Below are 26,336 nucleotides of genomic sequence, written 5' to 3' on the forward strand. Positions count from 1 at the left end.
AATTCATGGTATAGTTTTTTAATTGATTTTTTTGAATAAAATTCAAATTTTCGTCAAGCCTTTTTTTTATTTAGATCTTTGTATTTATCTTTCAAAAGCTTTTTAAGAGAATTATAATAGTCTTGCTTTTCTTTTGTAAGCTTTTTTTCCAGCTTTAGACATTTTTCCACAATCAAAAGGTTTTCTTCCAAAGATTTTAATTGAAACAGTGATTCATAATCTAGTCCAACGGCTTGAAAAATTTTTAGTAGATTCTGCCAACTAGGTGAAGTTTCTGCTCTTTCCACCCTTCCAATCATCGTAGCATTTGAACCAATGAATAATCCAATATCCTCCTGCGAAAGATTTTTCTCTAATCTTTTAAATTTGATCAAGCATCCTATTTGCAATGCGAGAATATCTATTTCATAGTCATTGTAATTTTGCATTTAGTAAAATTTGCAAAAAACAAACAAATTATTCGATACAAATTTGTATCGAATAATGATAAGTGATATATTTGTAAAAATTACAGCTAAAATGTAATTTTGCGATACTTCAAAGAATAATAGAAGCTATTGCTTAGAATCTCGCTTAGAAAACTGGTAATTTACGGAACGAGAGGATAAGTATTAAGCTCACGACCTAGGCGTGGGCTCTCTTATCTGTTCCAAGGTATACCAGTACCCCTAAGCTGATATTGTAGAGTCCCATGCCGTTTTTTTCCCATGCCGTTCGCTTTATCTCTACATCATAAATCTAAGCCCGCTTCCTAAACATAGTATCAGACTACACGATACAATAGGAATGTACAACCTATTGCGGCTTTAAAAAGCTTACACGGGAACACAGATTTCATTCATATTAAATTCTTTCCGGTGCCTTACGGTCACTGCTTACAGAACCTCACCAGTCCTTTTTCATACCAAAGGGCATCAGGAAAGTCTTTATCTAAAAAATGAATCAAAAAAACTACTCAACTTAAAAATCAGAAGAAAGAAAAAAGCCCCTTCCCATAGAGTTTGCAGACCAACGGGAAAGAGCGTAGTTCAGTAATTAATCTTTAAAAATTAAAAACCTTTACAAATCTATGAAAAATTCCTATTACCATATAGGAGGCATTTTCTTTGGGCTCATATTGACCGCTGTAAGCATTACTATAAAAGCCCAGACACGCACCATTTCCGGTACCATAACCTCATCAGGCAAACCTCTTCCAGGAGTCGTAATCTCTCAAGAGGGCAGTGATCAGGTAACCATGACCGGCAACAACGGAACCTATACTTTACAGGTTTCAGCAGAAAATCCCATCCTATTGTTCAGACACCCTGATTATGCAGAAGAAAAATTCAGACTCACTAATCAGACCGTCGTTAATATCAGCTTAGAACAAAAAGTAAAGGGAATCGAAGAAGTTATTCTCAACGCTGGCTACTACAAGGTTAAAGACAAAGAAAGAACCGGTAGTATCGCCAAAGTTTCAGCAAAAGATATAGAAAATCAGCCTGTCTCCAATGTCCTGTCAGCAGCACAGGGAAGAATGGCAGGAGTCAGTATCACCCAGAATTCAGGAACTCCCGGAGGTGGATTTGATATTCAGATCAGAGGTAGAAACAGCCTTCGGACCCGAAGCAATTCCGTAATTGATGGCAATCAGCCGCTCTATATTATTGATGGTGTTCCGGTAGGTACGGGAATGAGTTCCTCCTATGCAGGAAGTATCCTTCCCAATGCAGATATCAATCCGTTAAACAGTATAAATCCTAACGATATTGAAAGTTTCGAGATTCTGAAAGATGCTGATGCTACTGCCATCTATGGCTCAAGAGGTGCTAATGGAGTAGTGCTGGTGACCACCAAAAAAGGGAAAAAGGGAAAGGTAAAACTGACCCTGAACTCTTCCTATGGTCTGAGCCATGCCATTTCAAACCTTAAAATGATGAATACTGCTCAGTATCTTGATATGAGAAAGCAGGCATTTGCCAACAGTAATATCTCTGTCTATCCTGCTAACGCCTATGACATCAACGGAACTTGGGATTCCAATCGTTATACCGATTGGAGAAAGGAACTGATTGGTCATTATGCCGCTTTGTCAAATACCCAGCTTTCACTCAGTGGGGGAAGTGAAAATACTAATTTCCTGCTCAGTCTTAGTCATAATGAACAAACCACGGTGTTTGGCAGGGATTTCAGATACAGAACCAATATCGTTTCAGGAAATATCAGCCACAGGTCTGCTGATCGAAAATTCAGTTTTAACTCATCCAATATTTTTACAGCAACAGACAATAACCTGATTACCTCTGATGCGACAAGACAGTCGTATATTCTGGCTCCCAATGCACCCGCTCTTTATGATGCGGAAGGTAACCTTAACTGGGAAAACAATACGTTTACGAATCCCGCAGCGGCTTTTGAGAACTCCTATTCCAATAACAATCTGCAATTCCTTAACAACATCAGTATGGAGTATGAAGCTTTTGACAACTTTAAGCTCAAACTCAATGGAGGTTTAACCTATCAGACTTTTGACGAATGGTCACTTCGTCCGAGTACGGCGTATAGCCCTTCTGCTGGGGCAACACCTCTCAATTCCATGTCTTCAAAATCCAACCAGTACAGACTGTCTATGGTGATAGAACCCCAGATAAGCTGGATGTACAGAGCAGGTAAACATAAATTTGATATCCTGATGGGAGGTACCTATCAGAGAGATGTTTCAGACCGAGGTGAAATTCAGGGATCTGGTTTTGAGAGTAATGCCTTTATCTATAATATAGGTGCTGCAATTAATAAAGTCGTCCTTGACCAGATCAGTACTGAATACCGGTACGGTGCTTTTTTCGGCAGAATCAACTATCAGTACGATAAAAAATATATCCTCAATCTTACAGGAAGAAGAGACGGCAGCAGCAGATTCGGTCCGAATAATAAATATGCAATATTCGGTGCCATTGGGGCAGCATGGCTGTTTTCGGAAGAAGACTTTATGAAGAACATCTCATGGCTCAGTTTTGGAAAGCTGAGAGGGAGTTATGGTTCATCAGGAAGTGATAATATCGGGGATTACCAATACCTTGATACCTTTGCTACGGCTAATCTCATCTATAATGGCAGCACCGGACTGGCTCCAACAAAACTCTACAATCCTGATTTCAGCTGGGAAAGAACGATCAAAACAGAAGCTGCTCTTGAACTAGGTTTGTTCAACAACAGGCTTAACCTAAGTGCTGCGTATTACCGAAACCGCTCAGGAAATCAATTGGTAGGCTATCAGCTTTCCTCAGTAACGGGATTCAGCAGTGTGCTGGCCAATCTGGATGCTGTTATTCAGAATACAGGATTTGAATTTGAGGCCAGCGGAGAAATTATCAATAAGGGAAATTTTTCATGGAAAAGTTCTTTCAATATCACTATTCCACGAAACAAGCTGATTTCCTTTCCTGGACTTGAAGGTTCATCCTATGCTAATACTTATGTGATCGGACAGCCTGTGAACATTGTTAAACTATACCAGCTTCAGGGGGTAAATCCCACTACCTTGGTGTATGATTTTACCGATTTCAATGGCGACGGAAAGATCGCATCACCGGAGGACAGACAGGTGATCAGAAATCTTGGACAGCAGTTTTACGGAGGACTAAGCAATGAATTACGCTACCGAAACTGGAACTTTTCATTTTTGTTGCAATTTGTAAAGCAGCAGAGCCGAAACTATAACTCAGCAATTTCTTCACCAGGTATTATGGCGAATCTCCCGGTGGAGGCATTGAATGTATGGTCGCCTTCAAATCCCACCGGCATTTATATGCCATACCGCTCTACGTCCAATTCTTCGCATAGCCTTTTTCAAAATAGTGATGCCAGTGTTTCTGATGCTTCATTTATAAGGTTTAAAAATGTGCAGCTTACCTATAATCTTTCTTTGGATTCAGGTATTTTCAGGGAAGTAAAGCTTTACTTTCAGGGGCAGAACCTCTGGACATGGACGAAGTTTTTTGGAATTGATCCCGAGATGACCTCTTTTGGATTCTTGCCTCCCTTGAAAACTTATTCATTGGGCATTCAACTTACGCTGTAATGAATGCTTAACGGCAACCAAAGACCGTCATATTATTTAACCCAATACAAAAACAATGAAATCAATATTCAATAGTATAATAATGGCAGTGCTCATCTCTCTGATGAGTACCGCCATATCGTGTGAAAAAATGCTGGAAGTGGAATTGCCCGACAACCAAATGTTGTCAGAAACCGTTTTCAGTGATACTCAGACTGCCAACGCCGTATTATCTGGATTGTATGCCGGATTGTGGGAATCATCACCTGTTACGGGAGATCAAAGCGGAAGGCTTTTGAGTCTCTATACTGATGACCTTACCTACTATGCAGTCAATGCCACTAATGGGCTGCCTGAACTATCCAATAATACTCAGATTGATTCCAATCAGTTTGTCAGTTCGTTCTGGAATGCTGCGTATCAGAAAATATATGTCAGCAATTCCATACTCGAAGGGCTGGAAGGAGCAGGTCATATTCCGGCAGCTGATAAAGCAAGGATAAAAGGGGAGACCCTGGTTATCCGCTCTTTGCTCCTTTTTTACGTTCAGCAGGTTTATGGAGATATTCCTTTTCCTGTGACCACCAATTATATGATCAATCAGAGTATTTCAAAAACACCTTCTGCAGAAGTGCTGATGAGAATTGAATCTGATGTGAAGGAAGCTATTGAACTGCTTTCTGATACATACCAAAATAATGAACGCATCTATATTAATAAAAAAACAGCCCAGCTTCTTCTGGGCAAAGTTCAGATGCAACAGCTGAAATGGAGTGAGGCAGAAGCCACCTTGAAAACAGTTGTTCAGAGTCCACTGTATCAGTTTCAAAATGATATCACCAAGGTCTTTCTTAAAAATGGCAGCCATATTATCTGGCAGCTTAAGCCTAAAAACAATGGGGATGCGGTAAAGGAAGCAACTATTTATTATTTTGTTAATGTTGCTCCAACCTCTATGGCACTTTCCACATCTCTGGTCAGCTCGTTTCTGAATGGAGATCTTAGAAAGCAATATTGGATGGGAACTGTTACAGTTGGGAGCAACACCTGGTACAGAGCGGAAAAATACAAAGCAAGGTCTTCCAACTCCACAGAAAACTCCATTGTCTTCAGACTGGAAGAGGCCTATTTACTGTTGGCAGAGGCTCTGGCTCAACAAAATAAAATGTCAGAGGCCCTACCGTTTATTAACCCGATCAAACAAAGGGCAGGACAGCCTTTGCTTGGCAGTTCTGTTACACAACAGCAGCTTCTTGAGGAAATCCTTAATGAAAACAGAAAAGAATTTTTTACAGAAATGGGACATCGATTTCTCGATTTGAAAAGAGCAGGAAAGCTTAATGAACTACAGCAGACCAAACCCAACTGGAAAGATCAACATAAAGTATGGCCTCTTCCGCAACAGGAACTGCTGCTCAATCCCCATCTGAATCCTCAAAATTTAGGTTACTAATGAGAGTGTATTGTTTAATTATTCTGCTGTTTTCTCCGCATTGCTTTAATGCACAGAGGTCGATTAAGGAATTGGACCAGTGGATGTCGCGTTTCTCCACGATGATAGGTCAGATGAAGGTATCTGAAGATCAGCGATTCGTTTTGCTCACTAAAATGTATGCAAATAATTCTGATTCAGTTCTTGTGTTTGACCGCCAATCAGCAGTCATTCCATCCGATACCATTTTAAAAAAGAGCAACATCAGTTTTCTGAACAATTATACGGTCTTTGCTTCAGGACCGGGCAGGGCTGAATTAATTGAGCTGAAGTCCAAAAAAAGAGAAATTTATGATAGTGTACAGCGATGCAATGTCAATGAAACCCTGAAGCAATATTTCATATTGGGTACTGATAAAAACCTGAAAATCTATAATGCCAAAGGAAAAGTGCTTCACCATGAGGTGGCAACATTGAACTATACTATTTCGGAGCAGGGACAGGTTTATATTCTTGCTGAAAGTGGAGGATTTCATCAAATATTGAATTGGAATGGAAGCACTATGAAATTGCTTTATTCCACTGCAACTAACATTGTTGCGATGGATCTTTTAGAATCAGAGAGATTTATTGTTGTAAAAGAAAAAATAGGTCCTAATGGAAAGATCAGGATAAGATTGTTGAGAGTATCAGACGGACAGCTGTTTCATAACAACCGGATCAGTCTAGGAGATGCCCAAAACATGAAATTAACTGAAGCAGGTCCTTCTGAAACTTTTTTGATTGATATTTCCGTTAGGAACCTCCCCGAGAAAACTGGAAAACTTGAAATATGGTATGGAGGAGACAAATATCTGCGCAATAAGGACCAGGGGCTGATTGAGCATCAGTATATGGTATGGAATGTTAAAAATAATCAAGTTCATTCTATCCCTCCTAAATCAATGCAGGTCTATGTAGCGACAGACCATCCACGTTATTTTTGGACGTATAATGCCAGGGAGGACAATGATTACCGTGGATTTAGAAGCCTGAATGTATATCGATATGACCTTTTAGAAAACAAATCTGAACTTGTTTTTGAGAATGCTTCAGAAATGGTCATAGGAAAGGACAGTCGTTACACCATCGGATTTCTGATGTATAAGAATCAATGGATGGTCTACGATCATCTGTTAAAGCAGACAAAAATGATCGATTATAATGGAACATTAAGCTATCCTATCTTTATGCCTGATGGCAGTTTGCTCTTTACGGCAGGAGACCGACTGATCAATTATCACCTGGAAACAGGTGTGTTAAAAACAGCATTTAAACAAGAGAACAGCAAAATCAGCTTTTATGAATACAGTGGAAAAATGATTCATCAGATGGAATCTTTTAAGATAACACAACGAACTATTGAAATGTCACAGCCGTTGATGCTGCATATCAGGAGAGAAAATCATAATGAGTCCGGATATTATTCTTTTTATAAAGGTAAGCTCAAAAAAATAATGCCGTACAGCAGCAACAGGATTAAAATGTTCTCGCAAAAGGACAAGCATGATTTAATGTATTCGATCGAAGAAAACTACAACATGTCTCCACGGTTGTACAGCAAAAGCAAGTCATCAGGTCAAAAGAAGGTACTTTATACAACCAACCTTCATGATAAAGAAGCGATAGACTTGCAGCAGAATGTTATTTCATACACCAACAGTGAAGGTAAGGACCTGAAAGGAGTTCTATATTATCCCATTAAATTCGACAAGACAAAAAAATATCCTTTGGTGGTACAGGTATACAGTATTCAGCATGATGAATTCAACAAATACCTGTATCCCGCCTGGGGACCCAGTGGATTCAATATTCGACTGCTTCTTGAGAACGGTTATATGGTTTTTCAACCGGACATTGTTTCAGATAGAAGGGGGCCGGGAATTTCGGCACTTGATTGTGTTCATTCTGGATTAGATGCGATTCGGGAAAATGAAAATATTGATTTTAGACGCATGGGTTTGACAGGACACTCATTTGGTGGTTATGAGACCAATTTTATCGCTACCCATTCAGAAAGGTTCTCAGCCTATGTCTCGGGGGCAGGTCTTAGTGATATTATGAATACTTACTTTTCATTTAATGAACTGTTTAAAATAGCAGACTATTCAAGATTTGAAACAGGGCAGTTTTCAATGGGAGTTTCTTTTTCAGAGGATAAGGACCTGTATTATAAAAATAATCCCATCAATTTTATTGAGAAAGTCAACGCACCTGTATTGCTTTGGGCAGGTAAGAAAGACACTAATATTCCGCCAACGCAAACCATGAGCTTCTATATGGGATTATTAAGAAACAGAAAAAAGGTGGTGGCACTGATGTATGCAGATCAGGAACACACCTTCAAGAAAAGTTCCGAAGACATCAGGGATCTTAATACTAAAATCTTAGAATGGTGGGACTATCACCTGAAAAGGCGGAAAGATATAGGATGGATCGATAAAGAAATGAAAAGGGACGCAGAATAGCGTCCCTCATTTAATTAATACTTTATACAATGCACTAAGGAATTTTATAAAGTGGCGTTCCACACATCGTGCCTGAACCGATTCTATGCAGTTCAACGCTGGTATCTAATGCCCATTCACAGACATCACCGGAAACGATATTGCTGCATTCCTGATCAGCATCCTCACATTTGAACTGACCACCACCTAAGCTAACAATTCTGTAAGCCGGCTCTAAAGCTCGTGTACTCTTCTTTGCCAACATGGTGGCAAAAGCTGACCCTGTTCCCAGTGCTACCAGGATGACAGGAAAAAGAATTTTTTTCATAATAAAAAAATATTTGATTTGCTGCCTACTCTGAAACACGGTTTTCGGCTTCCCCGTTTTTAAAATGTTTTTTCAGGGGCTGGGTAAGTTTATATTGTACCAGCTGATTTCCAATAATTGCGTACAAATGCTCATCGGTAATTCTAAAATCTGACATGGTATTATTTTTAATATTGTCGATGTACATACTGCCAATATATTCCTGAGATTCGGTATTATAGATGTCAATAACTTTGCTTTCCTTCCATCTGTTTAAAGATTCATGTCTTCCTCTTAATTGAGCAGGGTTAAATAACAGACCTCTGTATACGATCGCATGCCCGTTAACTTTTAGTGCAGGTTTAGACATTTTAGATTTTCCATTGGATAGCGATGTTACTTTAATCTGTGCGATTTTAGTCGTATCAATAGTTCTCCATCTGTGAATAAGCTGCATTGAATGGTTCATGACAAGAAACTGGTTTCTATAACTGTAGATATAGCTGACAGTTGGTCTTATAGGATCAGATGAAAGATAGCCGTCAGAATCAAAAAAACCATCCAACTGCTTTTCAAGTAAATCAGGATGCAGTGTCACCTGATTTTTGCCATTGTGATTGATTAAAATAGTTCCCAACGTTAAATTTCTGGTTTGAGATGAGAGGGTGCGAATGGCAATTTTATTACTGTCAATAATTTCAAGCTGGCTAAAAAATGCATCGTTAAAACTGATTATTTTGCTTTTTACATCACCTAATTTGCCTTTTAATATGATGGGTACATTTCCATCATAGATATAATAATGGTGATCTTTAACTTTAATCTCTATTTTTTTAAATGGATATTTGCTGAGTTCCAGATCAATCTTTGTATTTACAGCTTTCTTTAAAAGTGAATCAACTGCTAATAAATTTTGAGGGAGGCTTCGGTTAGCTAAGTAAAGCTCTTCATTTTTAGCACCAGCAAAATAAAATGAATGGTTCTCAAGATCCATACTTTTTACTTTTAAAATAGGATGCATCAGAAACCTTCTTGTAAAATTGTTTTCCTGTTTTATAATGTATTCTGACTTAAAAAACAAAACAATGACAAGAATACAACTCAAAATATTGGAAATTCCTAAGATCAATGCCGTTTTACGGTGAGTGTTATGATTTGCTCTTCCGATGATAAGAACAGATAGACCTCCTATAACTACACAAAGAATATTAAAAATCAGATGTTCAGTCCATCCCATTTTTTCCAGGATCCCTCCACATGAGCAAGGGACAAAGTCACTGAAATTTAGAATGAGAAATATATACATCGTAAATGCTGACATTAATGCAGTTGATAAGTATAATCCGATTAATCTCCTGCTTGGAAAAGTTAATAACAGTACAATAATTAATTCCACAATAATAACAGCATAAGAAATACCCCCTGCATAAGCACTTAGTAAAGGTGACTGAGCAATCTGTACTTGAAAGTTTTCAAAATCAAGCAATTTGCTCACACTTGCATAAACAAACAACAGAATAAAAAAGCAGGAAACAGTTTTGATAAAGATAGTTTGTACGTTTTTCATGGTATGTCATTATTATGTTTAACAGACCTGAACCAGTCTCCATTTGATTTTCCATCCGCAGTATTCAGGCATTGGTTCACCCTTAAAAAGGGTTATGGTAGTCTTAAAATTCCCCATACTTTCCCAGATGCCACTCTTTGGACATGGTAAGCCTGTAACAACTGATATGTAGGTATGGGGAATCATATTTTTTTGTTTTTAATGCTGAGTAAGCCGCCAATTATCACCGTCTCTGACAGGAGGATCTTTTGTTCCAGGATCTTCAATGACTTCTATGGATTTAGCAGAATCCTGTTTCATTACTAAGCCATTTATTGTGGGATCTGATTTTTCAATATATTCACTATCTGAAATCATATCTTCATCTCGATGGGTGCAGTTTTGTAGACAAACTGCTGCGATGATTATGCTAAAAAATGGGATAAACTTTTTCATTTTGATAATTTTAATTGGGTTATCCCGGCCGGATTATATTAGAATTCTGATGTCAAAATTATCCGGCTTATGAGCTAAAAAAAACTGTTATATGGCTCTATTTTAAAATTGTTACGTCTCAATTTTAAAATTAATACATGAGAATATCAGAGTTCAAGTGGCTGTATTTGCATATTTTACAGGATTTTTGTCTTTCTGTTATTTAATTCATTGAAATTTGATTTATTTAAAACATAAATGTTTATTTTTGAGATGGTGAGGTTCTAAATATCAGTCTATGAAAAAGTTTTATTACTTTCTCATCTTATTTCCTGTTTTTTCACAATTTTTATTTTCACAAAAGAAAGATGAAAAAACTTTCAGTGAAATTAGAAAGCCTTATGAAAAAATGGCAATAGATGACATTCATGCAATGCCCTATGTAAAACTGTACATTGAGAAAGCAAAAAACGAAAATAATTTTTCAAAGCTGATTCAAGGGTATAGAGATGCAAGACAGTTTGATTATAAAAACAAGATGAAGTATGCTGACAGTGCGCTTACTGTCAGTTTACAGCATGGAAGCCAAGATGACATCAGTAAAGAATATTTAAGCAAGGGAATTATCTATTATTTTTATCAAAAAAAATTTAAGCTGGCTTTAAATGAATACATTAAAGCCTATGCGCATTCAAAAGGCTCAAAGGATGAGTACCATAGGTATAAAGTCCTTTATCATTTAGGAATTGTAAAAAGTCATTTGGGCTATTATGATGACGCCATGAAGCATTTTCTTGAATGTACTTCATTTTACAGGTCAAAGCTGAATGAAAACCATCATGAAAATGAACAGTTTAACTATGAGAAGGCGTATCTCAACTGCTTACATCAACTGACTGTACTCAACAGATATCTGCATCATTTTGCCAAGAGTGATAGTTTAAGCAATTTAGGTTATCGGCTAACTGCCAATAATAATGATTTTGTGCTTGAAAAAAGCTATTTCCTAAAATGCATCGGAATTTCCAGATTTCATCATAAAGATTATGTTGGTGCTCAGGATCACTTGCAAAAATCTTTACCCAATATTCTAAAGAGAAATGATTTCGCCTGGGCTTCTGTAGTATATTATTATCTGGGTAAAACATATGAAGCACAGGATAATGTAAATAAGGCTGTAGGATGTTATAACAAAATAGACTCTATTTTCAATAAACATGATTTTATACTTCCTGAGGTCTATAAGAGTTATCACTATCTTATCGATCATTATAAAGATAGAGACCTCGAAAAGCAACTGTACTATACCAATCAGCTTTTAAAAGCTGACAGTTTAATCAGTAAAGATTTTCCCTATTTATCTTTGAAACTTCATAAAGATTTTGACCGACGTACACTGATGGATGCAAAAGAAGAAATCGAGAGATCCAGTACTAAAAAAATAGTATTGGCTCAGATACTGATTGTTTCAGGAAGTGTAGTTCTTGTTTTTTTTGTTGTCCGGTATCGAAGAGATCAAAAGATAAAAAAACAATATCAGCTTCTTCAAAAGAGAATTGCTGAAGGAAAATATAATATGAATGATATTTTAAGAGAAGAAATGATAGAACTGCCTGTAAGAAAGACTTCTCTTACCCCGGAAATGGCTTTAGAAATAAAAGAAAAACTTGAGAAGTTTGAGCAGGAGCAACATTTCAAAAAGAAAGGGATTACGCAGAAAAGTATTGCTTTAAAGCTGGGAACCAATTCCCACTATCTTTCGGTTTATATCAATGAACAAAAAGGGATTAATTTTAATAAATACATGGCTGAACTGAGAATTAATTATATCACTAATCTACTTAATACCAACAGTAAATATTTAAATTATACTATCGAGGCTCTGGCTGATGAATGTGGTATAGCGGCACGCCAGAACTTTTCAAATCTGTTCTTTGACATCAATGGGATCAGACCTACTGATTATATAAAGAATCGGAAAAAGGAGCTGGGTATTAGTTGATTAAGTCGTGCTTTAGGTAATTTTTGTAAATTCCTTAAAAAAGGACATGGTAACAAAAACTATTTTTAAAAGAACTTCGAAGTTATTGGAGGATCTGGACCTAAAGATTAACGAAGTCAATGCTGACGGAAATGACCTGATCAAAATTTCAGAAAAGGCATTACTTATTATTGATGAGTCGATAAGGAAATTAAAACTTTTGGTTTCCAACCATCATTTTGATCATATTGCTGAAGAAGTATTCTTTTTTAAAAAACTGAAACCGCAGTTTATCTCAAAATTTATTTATTATTCTGCAGTACTGGATATTGAATCTCATAAGCCGGCTGCCGGAAATAAGACTTTAAAAAAATATTATGAAGCAGAACAGGAAAAGTTGAAAGACTTTTATTTGGAGCATTCTGAATTTTACAGTTACTATAAACGGGAAGCAACCTATCTTGATCATAAAATATTTGTTCGTAATTCCTACGACCTAAAAATGAAGCTATCATCCGGATTTTATAATTATGATCCAAGTTTTACAACATCCCACGATCATATGATCGCCAGATTTATTTCCAATCAGCAGTTCGATCAGTATTTAAAGAAGCAAATCGAAAATTCAAATGATACCTTTACCACAAAAGTATTTTCTCCTTTGAGCTGGTCGGGGTCAAAGGTCGGTCTTATAGAGCTTATCTATGCACTTTACCAGATGCGTTGTTTTAACGGCGGTAATATAGAGTTAAGCGAAGTCATAAAATTTACAGAAAAGTCATTGGATTGCGATTTAGGTAACTTTCATAAAACCATCTTTGAAATCCGTAACCGGAAACAGGGACCAACCAAATTCCTTCAATTGGTGAGTGACAATTTGAATCAATATTTTATGAACATTGATGCTGAGTAACATACATACAAATGAAAACCTCAAATCGTATGGTATTTGAGGTTTCATTCTTTAATCCGATTTCAATAAATGCTGCAAATCAGGATCATTTTTTATTCGATCCATTTCATCTGTGATGATATTGAGAATATCTGACTTAATTTCTCTGTAATTATCCTGAATCTGCCTGGTCATAGAATCATTCCCGTCTTCATCAATAAAGGATCGGATCGGTGGTATCTGCTGAAAACTTTTCATTTCTTGAGAAAGCTTAACATTGTCTACGACAATCTCGGAATGAAAAATCTTCTGCTGAATCCTTTCATCAAAGTTATCAGATACAGCACCGACAAAAAATCCCTGGGTCAGGGTAGAGATCTTCGAAGCAGGTATCAAACTGTCCAATTGGGTAGAAATAGAGGTCGAAGTATCGTTCCTATTGATGGATATACTCTGTCTTTTTTGCAGTATTTTTCCAAAACGTTCAGATAAGGTTTTTGCTGTTTCCCCAACCACCTGACCGCTGAAAATATTGCCGACCGTATTCTGAATGACTTTACTTTCCTTATCTCCATAGTCTCTTGTCAACTGAGAAAAATCTTGGAATCCAAGACATACGGAAACTTTATTACTTCTGGCAGTAGCAATTAAATTATCCAGTCCTCTGAAATAAATAGTAGGCAACTCATCAATAATCACTGAACTCTTCAACTGTCCTTTTTTATTAATCAGCTTCACAATTCTCGAATTGTATAGCCCAAGAGCAGCAGAATAAATATTCTGACGATCAGGATTATTTCCAACACACAGAATTTTAGGCTCATTGGGATTATTGATATCCAAAGAAAAATCGTCTCCGGTCATTACCCAGTATAATTGTGGTGAGATCATTCTTGACAAAGGAATCTTTGCAGAAGCGATTTGCCCCTGCAATTGATCCTGGGCACCCCCTTGCCATGCATCCATAAAAGGAGATAGGTAGTTCTCTAATTCAGAATAAGAGGTTAATATCGTAAAGACCTCTTCATATTTTTTGTTAAGCAGTTCAATAGCATGTGGAAAAGTACAGTATTTACCGTTCTTATATATCTTAAGAAACCATATGATTGCAGCTAACAATATAATGGGACTTTCAACAAAGAAGTCACCCTGTTTTTGTATCCAGCTTCTATTGAGATTTAACATGATGGTGTAGGCAGCTTCGTAAGCATCCGATATATCCGTCATAAAATCGGGGTTTAAAGGATTACATCGATGGCTTTTTCTAGGGTCGTCAAAGTTGATGATATAGAATTTCGGCTTTACGGTATAAGCATCAGAATGATTGAGAAGATGGTTGTACGCAATGGTTGATAAATCATCGAATTTAAAATCATAGATATACATGGAAAATCCTTTTTCGATATGCTGTCTTATATAGTTGTTGACAACAGCATAGGATTTTCCTGAACCTGGAGTTCCTAAGACAATGGTGGCACGAAAAGGATTCACCACATTAATCCATCCCTGATGCCAGTTTCCCTGATAATAGAACTGTGTAGGAAGGTTAACAGAATATTCATTATAGAGTAATTGGGTTTCCTGCTGAAAGCTTTCATTCTCATTGTTAAAAACATCGGTCATTAAGTTTGTTTTGAGTAAACGGCCTATCCAGACTCCTGCCTGCATCAAGAAGATGTAGCCGGAACCAGTAGATAGAATATAAAGTACAGAAGTGAAACTGCGGGCAGATTGTAAGAGGATTGCGTTTAAAAAGAATAAGACAAAACCAATAGAAAAAACAATACTAATTTTTTTCCAAGTGATCTTTTCATTTTTTACTCCCTTTGTTCCAAGGCAACTCAAAGCTAGTAAAACTATTGCGAACAGCTTAGAATAAATAGGTTGAGAAAAAAGGCCTGCGGTCTTATTAAAATTATAAAGAATCTTATTGATAAGTTCCAGTGTCCATTGTTGCTGTGTAAAAAATCCGTAACAGAACCAATACAGATGCATTAATACCATAATAATACTGACCGCTCGCATAAATGCCATGATTTTAGCAAGCCCTCTTAAATCGTCTTCACCCTGCATATAACATTTTAGACGCATAAATACAGGATTACGTATTCTCAACTATAAATGCGCCGTTGCATGCATCTATTGGCTGACTATGGCTCTTTGAGCATCGTTATAAGACCGTTTTTGCAAAAGAAGATTATTTTTTTCTTCTTTTTCTTTGTCTCTTTTTCATTTGTGATTCGAAAATTTGTTCCTCCTGATCCTCATTAGTATCTGAAGATAATAAACCGCTAAAAAATCCGTCAAAAACTCCGCTGATGCTATCCGTAAGAAATTGTTGTTTGCATATTTCCTGAGATAAATTAAAGTGATCATTATGATCGTATTTTGTTTCACGTTTTATTTCTACCTCATTCCATAGTTTATTGAATGAGTTGGCTGAAAGCTCTTTACTCAACTGTGAACCATTCCAAACAGATTTGGAGTTATGATCTATAAATGTGATTCCGTAGATCCTTCCCTCATCATTCTTTCGTATGACTGTAGCGATTCCCTGTTCCAAAAGTTGAGTCTTAAAAGAAGCTTCCGATTTGCTTGTGCTAATTGCAGTTTCTATAGTTCTTTTAAGAATGAGTTTTGAAGGATTATTTTTCATTTTTGACTTCTCAATGAGGACCTGAATATTTTCCAACCCTGCCCGTTTGCCAAAAAGGGATGATTTAAAAGGGGAACTTATTTTTTTTCCATTTTTATCTGTAGCAAAATAGACCATTCCTTTTCTCATTTTACCATGAAGCTCTCCGCTAATTTCTTCAACGGAGATATTGAATTGAGAGAGTAAAGCGTTATATGCACCTATACTTTGAAAGCTGTATGTTTGAGGCATGTGTCTTATTACTGATGATAATTGTGTTTTGATATTCCCCTTAGTATAATCTACAGGTTTAAAAATAGGGCTTTGATTTAAACTTCTATTCTCACCAGCAACCTTTATGTTGTATCGTTTTTCCAATTTCCTGCAGACTTCCATTGATCGGGGGTGATCATAGCGATCTGATATTTTCTTCCCATCGATCTGGACACACGTGGTGACGATATGAATGTGAGTCCTGTCAATATCCGTATGTTTAAAGACAACGTAGGGTTGGTTGCCATAACCCATTTCCTGCATATATTGCTGGGCCATTTCCCGATAATCTTTGTCATTAACCTTATCTCCAGGATCAGGATTAAGTGAGATATGTCTTACCGGTTTTTCAGTTTTGTTATTGGCTATCAAGTAGGGTTCAAAATACTGATGAAAAAATTTAACCGAATAAGGTCGATCCCACAAATCAGGAATCTTGTTAGTAAATAAAACAGTTCCTTTTTCGTTGTCTACTTTCTGTTGATTGTAGGTAAGCGCACCCCATAGGTTTTCACCTTTTCCAATTTTAGCGATCATTTTTCATAATTTTTTTGAATATGGTTTTGTTCAAATTCTTTGGTAAGTTCTATAATCTGCTTACAAATTAAAGCTAGTTCTCTGGTATGATTTTCCAGTTTAAAGAGATAGAAAGAAGCTTTTTTCTCAGTAAAGTTTCGGTATAAAATTTTTACAATCTGATTATAATTGTTTCCAATCGATTGAAACTGATAAAAGAATTTAGTGAGTTGAGTATGATAATCTATTGTTGAAATATCCACTTTTACAATTTTTAATTCTTTCTGAAACAAAATTGTTGTAATAAATTTCGCTCTGCTGTTCATTCCTGATGCCTCATACAATTTTAGAAAATTAATGTTTTCTTCATCCGTAAGACGGAATACATATCTGTTTTTACTGGGGCGAAGTTTAGGCTTACGTCCACCTTTATTTTTATTATTTACGTCCATAGCATCCAATTTAATATTAACAAAATCATGACTTCGGAGTGATTTTTAAAGCCCCAGCCAGGGCAAGTTGTTTTGAGGCACGAAAATAGTTATGAGGCACTCAAAACATAACTTGCTCCTTTCGGGTGAAAGGAAATTCCAGTAATAAAGCAGATGTAATACTGATCGCATTCATAAAGTTCAATTTCCCAAGACCTCCTTAGTCTTCTGAAACAAAGTAAACCACAATCATTTGTAGGGACAATATTAGAAAGAAAGTCAAAGACAGTCACTTAAAGCCAAAAACGACCATTAAGAATATTTCGAAGAAGAAATCGTATTCATTTGTATCAGATTGAGGGCGGGATTTCCTGACTGCAGATCTGATAGAAATCCTGAATAGTGGAAATCCAGCATGCCAGCCTTCCGGAATTCCAGCCGTCAAGATAGTCTCTGTGAAAGATAGTCTTCAGGAAAGCAATTTTTCAGGATTGCAGGATGAATGGCATTCAGCCAGAACTGATTGAAGTCAATACAGCTTTCGGGAATTCCGTCCAGTAGCACTGAAAGCAGTACAGGGAACCTGATATATGTATTGCCAGGGGCTGTCAATCAGTCTTTCTTCCCAATTATGTATAACCAAAATCAAGCAAAATGAAAACAAAGAACCAACCTACAATTATTGCATTTTCCACCCAAAAAGGAGGGGTAGGAAAAAGCACTTTTACATCACTTCTAGCAAGTATTCTTCATTATCGGATGAGGTATCATGTTGCCGTTTTTGACTGTGACTTTCCTCAGTACAGTTTACTTCAGATGAGAGAGCGGGATTTAAAAATGGTGATGCAGAATGAGATTTTAAAAAAGATCGCTCACAAACAATTTACGAGTATTAATAAAAAAGCGTATCCCATTTTCCAGAGTAAAGCCGACCAAGTTTTAGAGGATATGGATGCTTATGTTGTTGGATCTGAAACAATTCCTGATGTTATATTTTTAGATCTACCGGGAACTGTGAATACGGCTGGTATTTTAAAAACTTTGACGAAAGTCCATTATATTTTTTCACCCATTACTGCGGATCGTGTTGTGCTTGAAAGTACGTTAAGTTTCACTGATGTTCTAACCAATGTATTGATGAAAGAAACTCAAACGGGAATCCGGGCAGTCCATCTTTTCTGGAATCAGGTGGATGGAAGAGAACGGACGTTGCTCTACAAAAACTACAGTAAAGTGATTTTAGATTTAGGGCTGCCACTTATGGAAACAAGCATTACAGACAGTAAAAGATTTAGAAAGGAAGGGGAGGCTATTACAAAGACTGTTTTCCGATCGACTTTACTGCCTGCAGATCCTAAATTGTTAGCTCAATGCAGGTTGGATCAATTTGTAGAAGAATTTTTAAGAATTGTAAAACTATAAATTATGGAACAGGACAATAACAATGAAGAGAACGGTATCGATGAACAATATCTGATGTCCATTATGGCAGGAAGTCCCCAGAAAGAAGTTCCTGTACAAAATGCAGATCTCCAAAAGGAGAAAGCTGTAAAAAAAAATAAATTGAATACTAAGAAATCCTCAGATATAAGCTATATGGAACAGTTTCTTACTCATCATACAATGACAAAGCGTGGTGATAAAAGTATCTATATCCGTCCTGAATATCACGAGCGCCTCTCACGCATTATTCAAATCATCGCCGATGACCAGATTCCTCTGTATGCTTATCTGGATAATATACTGGCGTATCATTTTGAAATGTTTGAAAAGGAAATCACTGATGATTTCAATAACAAATACCGTCCCATCTTTTAATATCATTTTATGGAAAAAATAATCATTATAGGTTTATTAATTGCTATCATTCTAATTCTTCTAGACAGAAGATTCCCAGTCAATGTCCATGCGAAAGATAGTGGTAATACTAAGAAAATTTCTCCATCTATAATGGGAGATATTAAGCAAACAAAAAGAAAAGGTTTGCCAGTTGAAGCCACTGAAAGCCACCTTGAATTTACTTCATTAGTAGAAGATAATTTTGAATCAGAAACCAGAAACGGGAAAGCTGAAGATGTAGCCGAGAATAAAAATCTTGATGATATCCTAATCAAGGATAATTGGGGGCAGGAGGAAGAAGATTGGAAGTATCAGGACTCTAATATCGAAAGCGGGTTTGCTACAGGGGTTACCTTTCAGGAATTGAGTACTGCGGGTCAGCTGTTACAGCGGAATATGCTGGAACCTGATTTAGAACAGCAAGCAGTTGCTATAATTCAAAAAATTCATGGGACCGAGCTTTTTGATCTTTTGGAGAATTCGTTGGGGGAGGCTTCGAAGCGTATTTCAAATTTGTTAAGTCAGAGCATTTCGAATGATGTTGAAGGCATATCTTCCAGTTACAAAGATGGTGTTGAAGGTTTCGATATTGGGGAGTTTGTTTAGGCAAATTCCCCTTTTGTTATTAATAAATTTCAACTAAGATCTGTTATCAAACAATTCGTGCAGTTTTTTCTGCAGAACCTTTTTGTCGGGAAGCTGCGTTTTGTATTCAGAAACCATTGTCGGAGAAAGACTTCTACTGAGCGCATATTCTACTACTTCGCTGTCCTTGTCTTTACAAAGCAGTACGCCGATGCTTGGATTTTCGTTCTGACGTTTAACATCCCTGTCCAGAGCTTCTAGATAAAAGTTAAGCTGACCCAGATGTTCGGGTTTGAATTTATCTGCTTTCAGTTCGAAAGCGACAAGGCATTGCAGCCCCCTGTGGAAGAATAAAAGATCGATATAAAAATCAGAATTGCCGACCTGTACTTTGTACTCTTCGCTGATAAAAAGAAAATCCCGTCCTAACTCCAGGATAAAATTTTTCATCTGCTCAATTAAACCTTTTTGGAGATCATTTTCATTGAATGTTTCAGGCAGATTTAAAAAGTCAAATACATAGCTGTCTTTAAATGTATTGACTATATCAGCGTTGGTTTCTCTCAACACTGTTGAGAGTTTTGAATTTCCAATCATCGTTCTTTCAAAAAGGCTGCTGGATATCTGTCTCTCTAACTCCCGGAAGCTATAATTTTCCTGTTTGGTCAACTTGATATAAAATTCCCTTTCCTCGATTGATTTACATCTGGAGAATATGGACAGATTATGAGACCAGCTGATTTCTCTCAACAGTGTTGAGATTTTTGGAAATTCCTTGTAAGTCTCATAAAATTGCTTCATTCTCCATAGATTCTTATCCGAAAAACCTTTTAGTTCAGGTTCATGAGTCTGGATAAACTGAGAAAGTTCTTTAACCACAGACTGTCCCCATTCACTCAGCTCAACCTTTTTGCTTATATACTCACCAATATTCCAGTATAGATCGATGAGTTCCTCATTGACTTTTCTTATTGCATTGTTACGAGACTGTTTGATGAGCTCAATAATATCTGTGAACCTTTTATCCATGATTTCTCTTTTTTGAAATTCCTTACAAATTTACAATTAATTATACAGGAATTCTGACTGGCGCACGGTTCTTTAACAGCCAAAAGATTCCATCCAATGCCATTCCTGTTACTGAGTATCTAGACTCGGACATCTTTGTCTTCAAGCCCGTAAAGTGCGGGTTTCATAATCAAAAAATCTATTCATTATGAAAAAACAAAGAAAAAAATTGCTGTATGCTGTTTTAACATTGGTAACAATTAATTCGGTATTTGGTCAAGGCAATGGTTCAGCCGGAATTAACGAAGCTACACAGATGGTCACCTCTTATTTTGAGCCGGCTACCCAATTAATTTACGCCATAGGTGCAGTAGTAGGACTCATTGGAGGAGTCAAGGTTTACAACAAGTTCAGCAGCGGTGATCCTGACACCAGTAAAACCGCTGCAAGCTGGTTTGGAGCATGTATCTTCCTCATAGTTGCAGCGACAATTCTTCGCTCATTCTTCCTTTAAATGACGGTTATGAATATCTATTATATCAATAAAGGAATAGGACGGACGGTAGAGTTCAAGGGACTTAAAGCGCAATACCTCTTTATCTTCAGTGGAGGGCTCTTAGGAATATTGATCTGTGTCATGGTTATGTATATGGCAGGTGTCAATACTTATTTGTGTTTGATTCTTGGAGGAGTTAGCAGTGGACTTCTTACCGGGCAGACTTTCGCACTGAATAGAAAATACGGGGAACATGGTCTGATGAAAATGGGTGCTCAAAAAAAGCATCCAAAATACATCATCAGTCGAAAGAGTATTTATCGGTATTTGAAATCTAACCGTAAAAGAACAGACGTATGAGAAATTCTTCCAAAGCAGCAACCTTGGAAAGCAAATTTCCACTGCTTGCGATTGAAAATGATTGTATCATTTCAAAGGACGCTGATGTGACCATCTGCTTTAAGGTCAGACTCCCCGAACTGTTTACCGTTGCTTCCGCTGAGTATGAAGCCATCCATTCCGTTTGGTTTAAAGTGATTAAAACATTACCGGATTTCACCATTGTTCACAAACAGGACTGGTTTATCAAAGAAAACTACAATCCTGATTTGTCAAAAGACGACCAGAGTTTTCTTTCCAAATCATTTGAAAGACATTTCAATGAGAGACCCTTTTTAAATCATTACTGCTATCTCTTTATAACGAAAACCAGTAAGGAGAGAATGAGGATGCAGAGCAATTTTTCTTCTCTCTGTAAAGGCAAGCTGATTCCAAAAGAGATTAAAGACAAAGAAATCATTGGTCGTTTTCTTGAAGCGGTCGATCAGCTGGAGCGGATAATGAATGATAGTGGTTATATCCATCTGGAAAGGATGACAGAAGATGAGATAGCAGGAACTTCCGAGAGGTCTGGACTACTGGAACAGTATCTGACTCTATCCCGTGAAACCCATCCGTCATTGCAGGACATCAAATTAGGCTCGGAAGAAATGCGGATTGGTAATAACCGGATTAGTATGCACACCTTATCGGATACTGAGGATTTACCAGGCACAGTTTCATCACATAGTCGGTATGAGAAGTTAAGCACCGACCGCAGTGATTGTCTTCTTTCATTTGCTTCTCCGGTGGGACTTCTGCTCAGTTGCAATCACATTTATAACCAATATCTGTTCATCGACAACAGTGATGAGAACCTTCGCCAGTTTGAAAAATCTGCAAGGAATATGCACTCTTTAGCCAGATATAGTAGAGCCAATCAGATCAATAAGGAATGGATTGAAAAGTATTTAAATGAAGCACATTCTTTCGGGTTACAATCTATCCGCGCTCATTTTAATGTGATGTCATGGTCTGATAATTCTGCTGAGCTCAAACAATTAAAAAATGATACGGGTAGTGCGCTAGCCTTAATGGAATGTAGGCCCCGTCATAATACGACAGATACAGCAACATTATATTGGGCTGGAATTCCCGGTAATGCAGGAGATTTTCCTAGTGAAGAAAGCTTTTACACATTTATTGAACCTGCTTTGTGTTTTTTCACAGAAGAGACCAACTACCAGGATTCACCATCACCTTTTGGGATCAAAATGGCTGACCGCCTAACGGGAAAGCCTATTCATCTGGATATTTCAGATCTGCCGATGAAACAGGGGATTATCACCAATAGAAATAAATTTATCCTCGGACCATCGGGCAGTGGTAAATCATTCTTCACCAACCATATGGTGCGACAGTATTATGAGCAGGGAGCGCATGTCCTTCTTGTAGATACCGGAAATTCCTATCAGGGATTATGTGAACTCATTAAAGGAAAGACCAAAGGAGAGGACGGGGTTTATTTCACTTATACCGAGGACAATCCTATCGCTTTCAATCCATTCTATACTGATGACGGCGTTTTTGACATTGAAAAAAGGGAGAGTATAAAAACCTTGATTCTGACTCTTTGGAAAAGAGACGATGAACCACCAACCCGTTCAGAGGAAGTGGCACTCTCCAATGCAGTCAGCGGATATATCGAAAGAATTAAAACCGATGACCAGCATCCTTCTTTCAATGGATTCTATGAGTACGTCAAAGATGACTATCAGAAAGTATTGGAGCAAAAGAAAGTCAGGGAAAAAGACTTTGATATTGCCAACTTTCTCAATGTGCTGGAACCTTACTATAGAGGAGGAGAGTATGACTATCTGCTCAATTCAGAGAAACAGCTGGACTTATTATCCAAGCGTTTTATTGTCTTTGAAATCGATGCCATTAAAGATCATAAGATTCTGTTCCCTATTGTGACCATTATCATAATGGAAGTCTTCATCAATAAGATGCGAAGACTCAAAGGAGTCAGAAAACTCATCCTCATCGAAGAAGCCTGGAAAGCCATTGCCAAGGAGGGGATGGCTGAGTATATCAAGTACCTGTTCAAGACCGTCAGGAAATTCTTCGGAGAAGCCATTGTAGTAACTCAGGAAGTCGATGATATCATTCAGTCACCGATTGTGAAAGAAAGTATCATTAATAATTCGGATTGTAAGATTCTTCTTGACCAAAGGAAGTATATGAACAAGTTCGATGATATTCAGGCGATGCTGGGATTGACTGATAAAGAAAAGTCCCAGGTGCTGTCGATCAATATGAACAACGATCCGAGAAGGCTGTACAAGGAAGTCTGGATTGGACTGGGTGGAACGCACTCTGCAGTCTATGCCACTGAAGTTTCAACAGAAGAATATCTGGCATATACTACAGAAGAAACGGAAAAGATGGAAGTGATGAATCTTGCATCAGAACTTGATGGGAATGTCGAACATGCCATCAAGAGGATTTCTCTTAGTAGAATCAAATCGAATAGAAAAGACAATTAAATCATTTAAAAATGTACAACAATGAAAAATTTAATCATTAAAACCTTAATGGTAGCATTTTTTGCTGCCATAACCTATACAAAAGCACAATTTGTCGTAACAGACCCCGCAAACCTGGCTTCGGGAATTTTGAACTCAGCCAATGAAATTGTACAGACTTCATCAACGGTATCTAACGTTGTTAAGAACTTCAATGAAGTTAAGAAAGTGTATGAACAGGGTAAGGAGTATTATGACCAGCTGAAAGCCATTAATAATCTGGTCAAAGATGCCAGAAAGGTTCAGCAGACCGTCCTTTTAGTGGGTGATGTTTCTGAGATGTATGTCAACAATTTCGGAAAGATGCTCAATGATCCCAACTTCAATGCTCAAGAATTAGCGTCGATTGCCAATGGTTATTCTGCACTTCTTACCGAGAGTACAGAGCTATTGAAAGAACTGAAAGAGATCATCACCTCTAACGGTCTTTCTCTGAATGATAAAGAAAGGATGGATGTTGTTGACCGGGTTTATAAAGAGGTTAAAGCTTATCATAATCTTGTACGATACTATACCAATAAGAATATTTCGGTTAGTTATCTGAGAGCTAAAAAGCAGAACAATACCCAAAGGGTGTTAGATCTTTACGGAACCTCTAATCAAAAATACTGGTAAGATGGAACCAAGCAACTTACATGAAGTCCTACGTTCCGTTTATGAGGAAATGATGCCGATGTGCGCTGATATGGCTGCTGTGGCAAAAGGGGTCGCAGGATTAGGCGCTTTATTCTATGTAGCACTAAAAGTCTGGCAGTCATTGAGCCGTGCAGAATCGATTGATTTGTTTCCCATGCTGAGACCTTTTGCCATAGGCATCTGCATTATGTTTTTCACCACATTGGTTTTAGGAAGTTTTAATGGGGTAATGAGTCCCATCGTTCAGGGAAGCCATTCAATGCTGGAGAATCAGGTCTTAGATATGAACGAGCTGCAGCAGAAAAAGGATCTTTTAGAACGAGAAGCGATGCTTAGGAATCCGGAGATGGCTTACCTTATTTCAAACGAAGAATTTGACAAGAAGCTGGAAGAGCTCGGATGGTCACCATCGGATCTGGTCACGATGTCCGGAATGTATATTGAACGAGAAATGTTTGCCATCAAGAAAGATATCAGAGATGGTTTTCGTGAATTTCTTGAAATTCTGTTTCAGTCGGCAGCCTTAGTTATTGATACCATCAGAACCTTCTTTCTGATTGTCCTTTCAATATTAGGACCTATCGCATTTGCCATTTCTGTATGGGATGGTTTCCAAACTACTTTAACTCAATGGTTGACGAGATATGTTAGTGTTTATCTATGGCTTCCTGTTGCTGATATATTCAGTGCCATTCTTGCCAAGATACAGGCTTTGATCTTAGAACGGGATATCGAGATGCTCGCAGATCCCACTTTCATTCCCGATACCTCCAATACGGTATACATCATCTATATGGTGATTGGGATCATAGGTTATTTTACGGTGCCAACGGTGACTGGCTGGGTAATTCAGGCAGGAGGCGCCGGCAATTTCATGCGTAATGTAAACCAAACTGCCACGAAATCAGGTAATGTTGCGGGAGCAGCAGTAGGTTCTGCCACAGGAAATATTTCGGGAAGATTATTAAAATAAAAATACAGTTCTATGGAATTTAAAACATTAAGAAATATTGAGAGCAGCTTCAAGCAGATCCGTTTATTTACATTCGTTTTTGCGGTGTTGTGTTTTGGAGTCGTAGGGGTAGTTGTCTTTAAATCCTATCAATTTGCCGAGAAGCAGCGTCAGAAGATCTACGTGCTGGACAACGGCAAATCATTAATGGTCGCGCTATCTCAGGATATGTCGATCAACAGACCTGTGGAAGCAAGAGAGCATGTGAGACGATTTCATGAATTGTTCTTCACCATTGCCCCAGATAAGAATGCTATTGAAAGTAATGTAAAAAGGGCTTTCAATTTGGCTGATCAATCTGCATTCAATTACTATAAAGACCTTCAGGAAAAAGGGTACTATAACAGAATAATTTCCGGTAATATCCAGCAGAGAGTTGAGGTAGATAGTGTCGTTGCCAACTTTGACACTTACCCTTATGATGTTAAAACATACGCACGACAGTTTATAATCAGGTCCAGCAATCTTACCATCAGAAATTTAGTCACTAATTGTTCACTGGTTAATTCTGTACGGTCTGACAGCAATCCTCAGGGATTTATCATTGAAAAATTCAACGTGCTTGAAAATAGAGATGTCGAAACTGTTGAACGCTAATAAGACCGATATGAAAAAACTAAGAGATACACTCGAAAATTATGTTGCAAAGATTGATACACACTGGAAATCTCTTCCGGTAGAGCGACAAAAATTCCTGACCAAGGTTTTCTTTAGTGGTTATGTTTTGATAACCGTCATCGTCATTGTCAATATCTGTATTTCTACAGGTCAAAGAAGTAATACCATTTCTATTAATCATATTGACGGCATTTCTAAGAAACTTATCGAAAAAAGATCGACGCATAATGAAATAGTAAACTCATCTACTAAAAAATAGG

At 37.4% G+C, this 26,336-nt stretch carries 24 protein-coding genes; 15 read left to right on the forward strand and 9 right to left on the reverse strand.

What is annotated here, in order from left to right:
* Nucleotides 1-53 precede the first annotated feature (53 nt).
* Nucleotides 54-428 carry a helix-turn-helix domain-containing protein gene (locus tag CHRYMOREF3P_RS20580; protein WP_180565402.1) on the reverse strand — a complete coding sequence of 125 codons (375 nt, stop codon included), beginning with the start codon at nt 426-428 and terminating at the stop codon, nt 54-56.
* Nucleotides 429-1,069: 641 nt separating this feature from the next.
* On the opposite strand from CHRYMOREF3P_RS20580, the gene CHRYMOREF3P_RS20585 reads away from it, so the two are divergent.
* Genes CHRYMOREF3P_RS20585 through CHRYMOREF3P_RS20595 form a run of 3 tightly spaced genes read left to right on the forward strand, consistent with a single transcriptional unit; the run spans nt 1,070 to nt 7,981 of the window.
* Nucleotides 1,070-4,063, forward strand: a complete 2,994-nt coding sequence (locus tag CHRYMOREF3P_RS20585) for a SusC/RagA family TonB-linked outer membrane protein (protein WP_180565403.1) — start codon at nt 1,070-1,072, stop codon at nt 4,061-4,063.
* A gap of 55 nt (nt 4,064-4,118) precedes the next feature.
* Nucleotides 4,119-5,495, forward strand: a complete 1,377-nt coding sequence (locus CHRYMOREF3P_RS20590) for a RagB/SusD family nutrient uptake outer membrane protein (RefSeq protein ID WP_180565404.1) — start codon at nt 4,119-4,121, stop codon at nt 5,493-5,495.
* Entirely contained in the window at nt 5,429-7,981 is a 2,553-nt protein-coding gene (locus CHRYMOREF3P_RS20595) for an alpha/beta hydrolase family protein (RefSeq protein ID WP_232539077.1), read from the forward strand. The genes CHRYMOREF3P_RS20590 and CHRYMOREF3P_RS20595 overlap by 67 nt, the downstream gene beginning before the upstream one ends.
* Before the next feature lie 34 nt (nt 7,982-8,015).
* Here the strand turns inward: CHRYMOREF3P_RS20595 and CHRYMOREF3P_RS20600 are convergent, their stop codons facing one another.
* Genes CHRYMOREF3P_RS20600 through CHRYMOREF3P_RS20615 form a run of 4 tightly spaced genes read right to left on the reverse strand, consistent with a single transcriptional unit; the run spans nt 8,016 to nt 10,269 of the window.
* The gene (locus CHRYMOREF3P_RS20600) at nt 8,016-8,288 is read right to left on the reverse strand and encodes a hypothetical protein (RefSeq protein WP_062652783.1); all 273 of its coding nucleotides are present in this window, start codon (nt 8,286-8,288) and stop codon (nt 8,016-8,018) included.
* Nucleotides 8,289-8,313: 25 nt separating this feature from the next.
* Nucleotides 8,314-9,834, reverse strand: coding sequence for a MauE/DoxX family redox-associated membrane protein (locus CHRYMOREF3P_RS20605; RefSeq protein WP_180565405.1), 1,521 nt, complete (start codon nt 9,832-9,834; stop codon nt 8,314-8,316).
* 18 nt (nt 9,835-9,852) lie between these two features.
* Nucleotides 9,853-10,020, reverse strand: a complete 168-nt coding sequence (locus CHRYMOREF3P_RS20610; RefSeq protein WP_180565406.1) for a hypothetical protein — start codon at nt 10,018-10,020, stop codon at nt 9,853-9,855.
* A 12-nt stretch (nt 10,021-10,032) separates the two neighbouring features.
* On the reverse strand, nt 10,033-10,269 hold the full coding sequence (locus tag CHRYMOREF3P_RS20615; RefSeq protein WP_180565407.1) for a hypothetical protein: 237 nt from the start codon (nt 10,267-10,269) through the stop codon (nt 10,033-10,035).
* A 277-nt stretch (nt 10,270-10,546) separates the two neighbouring features.
* Between CHRYMOREF3P_RS20615 and CHRYMOREF3P_RS20620 the strand changes: the two genes are divergently transcribed.
* Together CHRYMOREF3P_RS20620 and CHRYMOREF3P_RS20625 are read left to right on the forward strand one after the other, a co-directional pair.
* A complete protein-coding gene (locus CHRYMOREF3P_RS20620; protein ID WP_180565408.1) occupies nt 10,547-12,250 on the forward strand; it encodes a helix-turn-helix domain-containing protein in 1,704 nt (567 codons plus the stop codon).
* A gap of 46 nt (nt 12,251-12,296) precedes the next feature.
* Nucleotides 12,297-13,142: an RteC domain-containing protein gene (locus tag CHRYMOREF3P_RS20625; protein ID WP_180565409.1), complete on the forward strand. Its 846-nt coding sequence runs from the start codon at nt 12,297-12,299 to the stop codon at nt 13,140-13,142.
* Nucleotides 13,143-13,193: 51 nt separating this feature from the next.
* Here the strand turns inward: CHRYMOREF3P_RS20625 and mobC are convergent, their stop codons facing one another.
* The 3 genes from mobC to mobA form a co-directional block, all read right to left on the reverse strand.
* Nucleotides 13,194-15,194 (reverse strand): conjugal transfer protein MobC, encoded by a 2,001-nt coding sequence (gene mobC / locus CHRYMOREF3P_RS20630; protein ID WP_123319967.1) that lies wholly within the window; start codon nt 15,192-15,194, stop codon nt 13,194-13,196.
* A 124-nt stretch (nt 15,195-15,318) separates the two neighbouring features.
* On the reverse strand, nt 15,319-16,566 hold the full coding sequence (gene mobB, locus CHRYMOREF3P_RS20635; protein WP_123319966.1) for a conjugal transfer protein MobB: 1,248 nt from the start codon (nt 16,564-16,566) through the stop codon (nt 15,319-15,321).
* A complete protein-coding gene (mobA, locus tag CHRYMOREF3P_RS20640) occupies nt 16,563-16,997 on the reverse strand; it encodes a conjugal transfer protein MobA (protein WP_162071558.1) in 435 nt (144 codons plus the stop codon). The genes mobB and mobA overlap by 4 nt, the downstream gene beginning before the upstream one ends.
* Before the next feature lie 633 nt (nt 16,998-17,630).
* Between mobA and CHRYMOREF3P_RS20645 the strand changes: the two genes are divergently transcribed.
* Genes CHRYMOREF3P_RS20645 through CHRYMOREF3P_RS20655 form a run of 3 tightly spaced genes read left to right on the forward strand, consistent with a single transcriptional unit; the run spans nt 17,631 to nt 19,421 of the window.
* Nucleotides 17,631-18,398 carry a ParA family protein gene (locus CHRYMOREF3P_RS20645; RefSeq protein WP_123319964.1) on the forward strand — a complete coding sequence of 256 codons (768 nt, stop codon included), beginning with the start codon at nt 17,631-17,633 and terminating at the stop codon, nt 18,396-18,398.
* Nucleotides 18,399-18,401: 3 nt separating this feature from the next.
* The gene (locus tag CHRYMOREF3P_RS20650; protein ID WP_123319963.1) at nt 18,402-18,794 is read left to right on the forward strand and encodes a DUF3408 domain-containing protein; all 393 of its coding nucleotides are present in this window, start codon (nt 18,402-18,404) and stop codon (nt 18,792-18,794) included.
* A gap of 9 nt (nt 18,795-18,803) precedes the next feature.
* On the forward strand, nt 18,804-19,421 hold the full coding sequence (locus tag CHRYMOREF3P_RS20655; RefSeq protein WP_162071557.1) for a hypothetical protein: 618 nt from the start codon (nt 18,804-18,806) through the stop codon (nt 19,419-19,421).
* A gap of 33 nt (nt 19,422-19,454) precedes the next feature.
* Here the strand turns inward: CHRYMOREF3P_RS20655 and CHRYMOREF3P_RS20660 are convergent, their stop codons facing one another.
* Nucleotides 19,455-20,429, reverse strand: a complete 975-nt coding sequence (locus CHRYMOREF3P_RS20660; protein WP_002980937.1) for a YhcG family protein — start codon at nt 20,427-20,429, stop codon at nt 19,455-19,457.
* 187 nt (nt 20,430-20,616) lie between these two features.
* Between CHRYMOREF3P_RS20660 and CHRYMOREF3P_RS20665 the strand changes: the two genes are divergently transcribed.
* The 7 genes from CHRYMOREF3P_RS20665 to CHRYMOREF3P_RS20695 are packed head-to-tail and all read left to right on the forward strand — an operon-like array spanning nt 20,617 to nt 26,335.
* Nucleotides 20,617-20,922 carry a DUF4134 domain-containing protein gene (locus tag CHRYMOREF3P_RS20665; RefSeq protein WP_045495720.1) on the forward strand — a complete coding sequence of 102 codons (306 nt, stop codon included), beginning with the start codon at nt 20,617-20,619 and terminating at the stop codon, nt 20,920-20,922.
* A gap of 9 nt (nt 20,923-20,931) precedes the next feature.
* Nucleotides 20,932-21,264: a DUF4133 domain-containing protein gene (locus tag CHRYMOREF3P_RS20670; protein WP_162071556.1), complete on the forward strand. Its 333-nt coding sequence runs from the start codon at nt 20,932-20,934 to the stop codon at nt 21,262-21,264.
* Nucleotides 21,261-23,771: a TraG family conjugative transposon ATPase gene (locus CHRYMOREF3P_RS20675; RefSeq protein ID WP_162071555.1), complete on the forward strand. Its 2,511-nt coding sequence runs from the start codon at nt 21,261-21,263 to the stop codon at nt 23,769-23,771. The genes CHRYMOREF3P_RS20670 and CHRYMOREF3P_RS20675 overlap by 4 nt, the downstream gene beginning before the upstream one ends.
* Nucleotides 23,772-23,819: 48 nt before the next feature.
* On the forward strand, nt 23,820-24,425 hold the full coding sequence (locus CHRYMOREF3P_RS20680; RefSeq protein ID WP_228453877.1) for a DUF4141 domain-containing protein: 606 nt from the start codon (nt 23,820-23,822) through the stop codon (nt 24,423-24,425).
* Nucleotide 24,426: 1 nt separating this feature from the next.
* The gene (traJ, locus tag CHRYMOREF3P_RS20685) at nt 24,427-25,419 is read left to right on the forward strand and encodes a conjugative transposon protein TraJ (RefSeq protein ID WP_162071553.1); all 993 of its coding nucleotides are present in this window, start codon (nt 24,427-24,429) and stop codon (nt 25,417-25,419) included.
* A gap of 12 nt (nt 25,420-25,431) precedes the next feature.
* Nucleotides 25,432-26,055 (forward strand): conjugative transposon protein TraK, encoded by a 624-nt coding sequence (traK, locus tag CHRYMOREF3P_RS20690; protein WP_180565410.1) that lies wholly within the window; start codon nt 25,432-25,434, stop codon nt 26,053-26,055.
* Nucleotides 26,033-26,335: a hypothetical protein gene (locus CHRYMOREF3P_RS20695; protein WP_162071551.1), complete on the forward strand. Its 303-nt coding sequence runs from the start codon at nt 26,033-26,035 to the stop codon at nt 26,333-26,335. Before traK ends, CHRYMOREF3P_RS20695 begins: the two co-directional genes overlap by 23 nt.
* Nucleotide 26,336 lies beyond the last annotated feature (1 nt).

It is taken from the genome of Chryseobacterium sp. JV274, from assembly GCF_903969135.1.
Classification (GTDB): domain Bacteria; phylum Bacteroidota; class Bacteroidia; order Flavobacteriales; family Weeksellaceae; genus Chryseobacterium.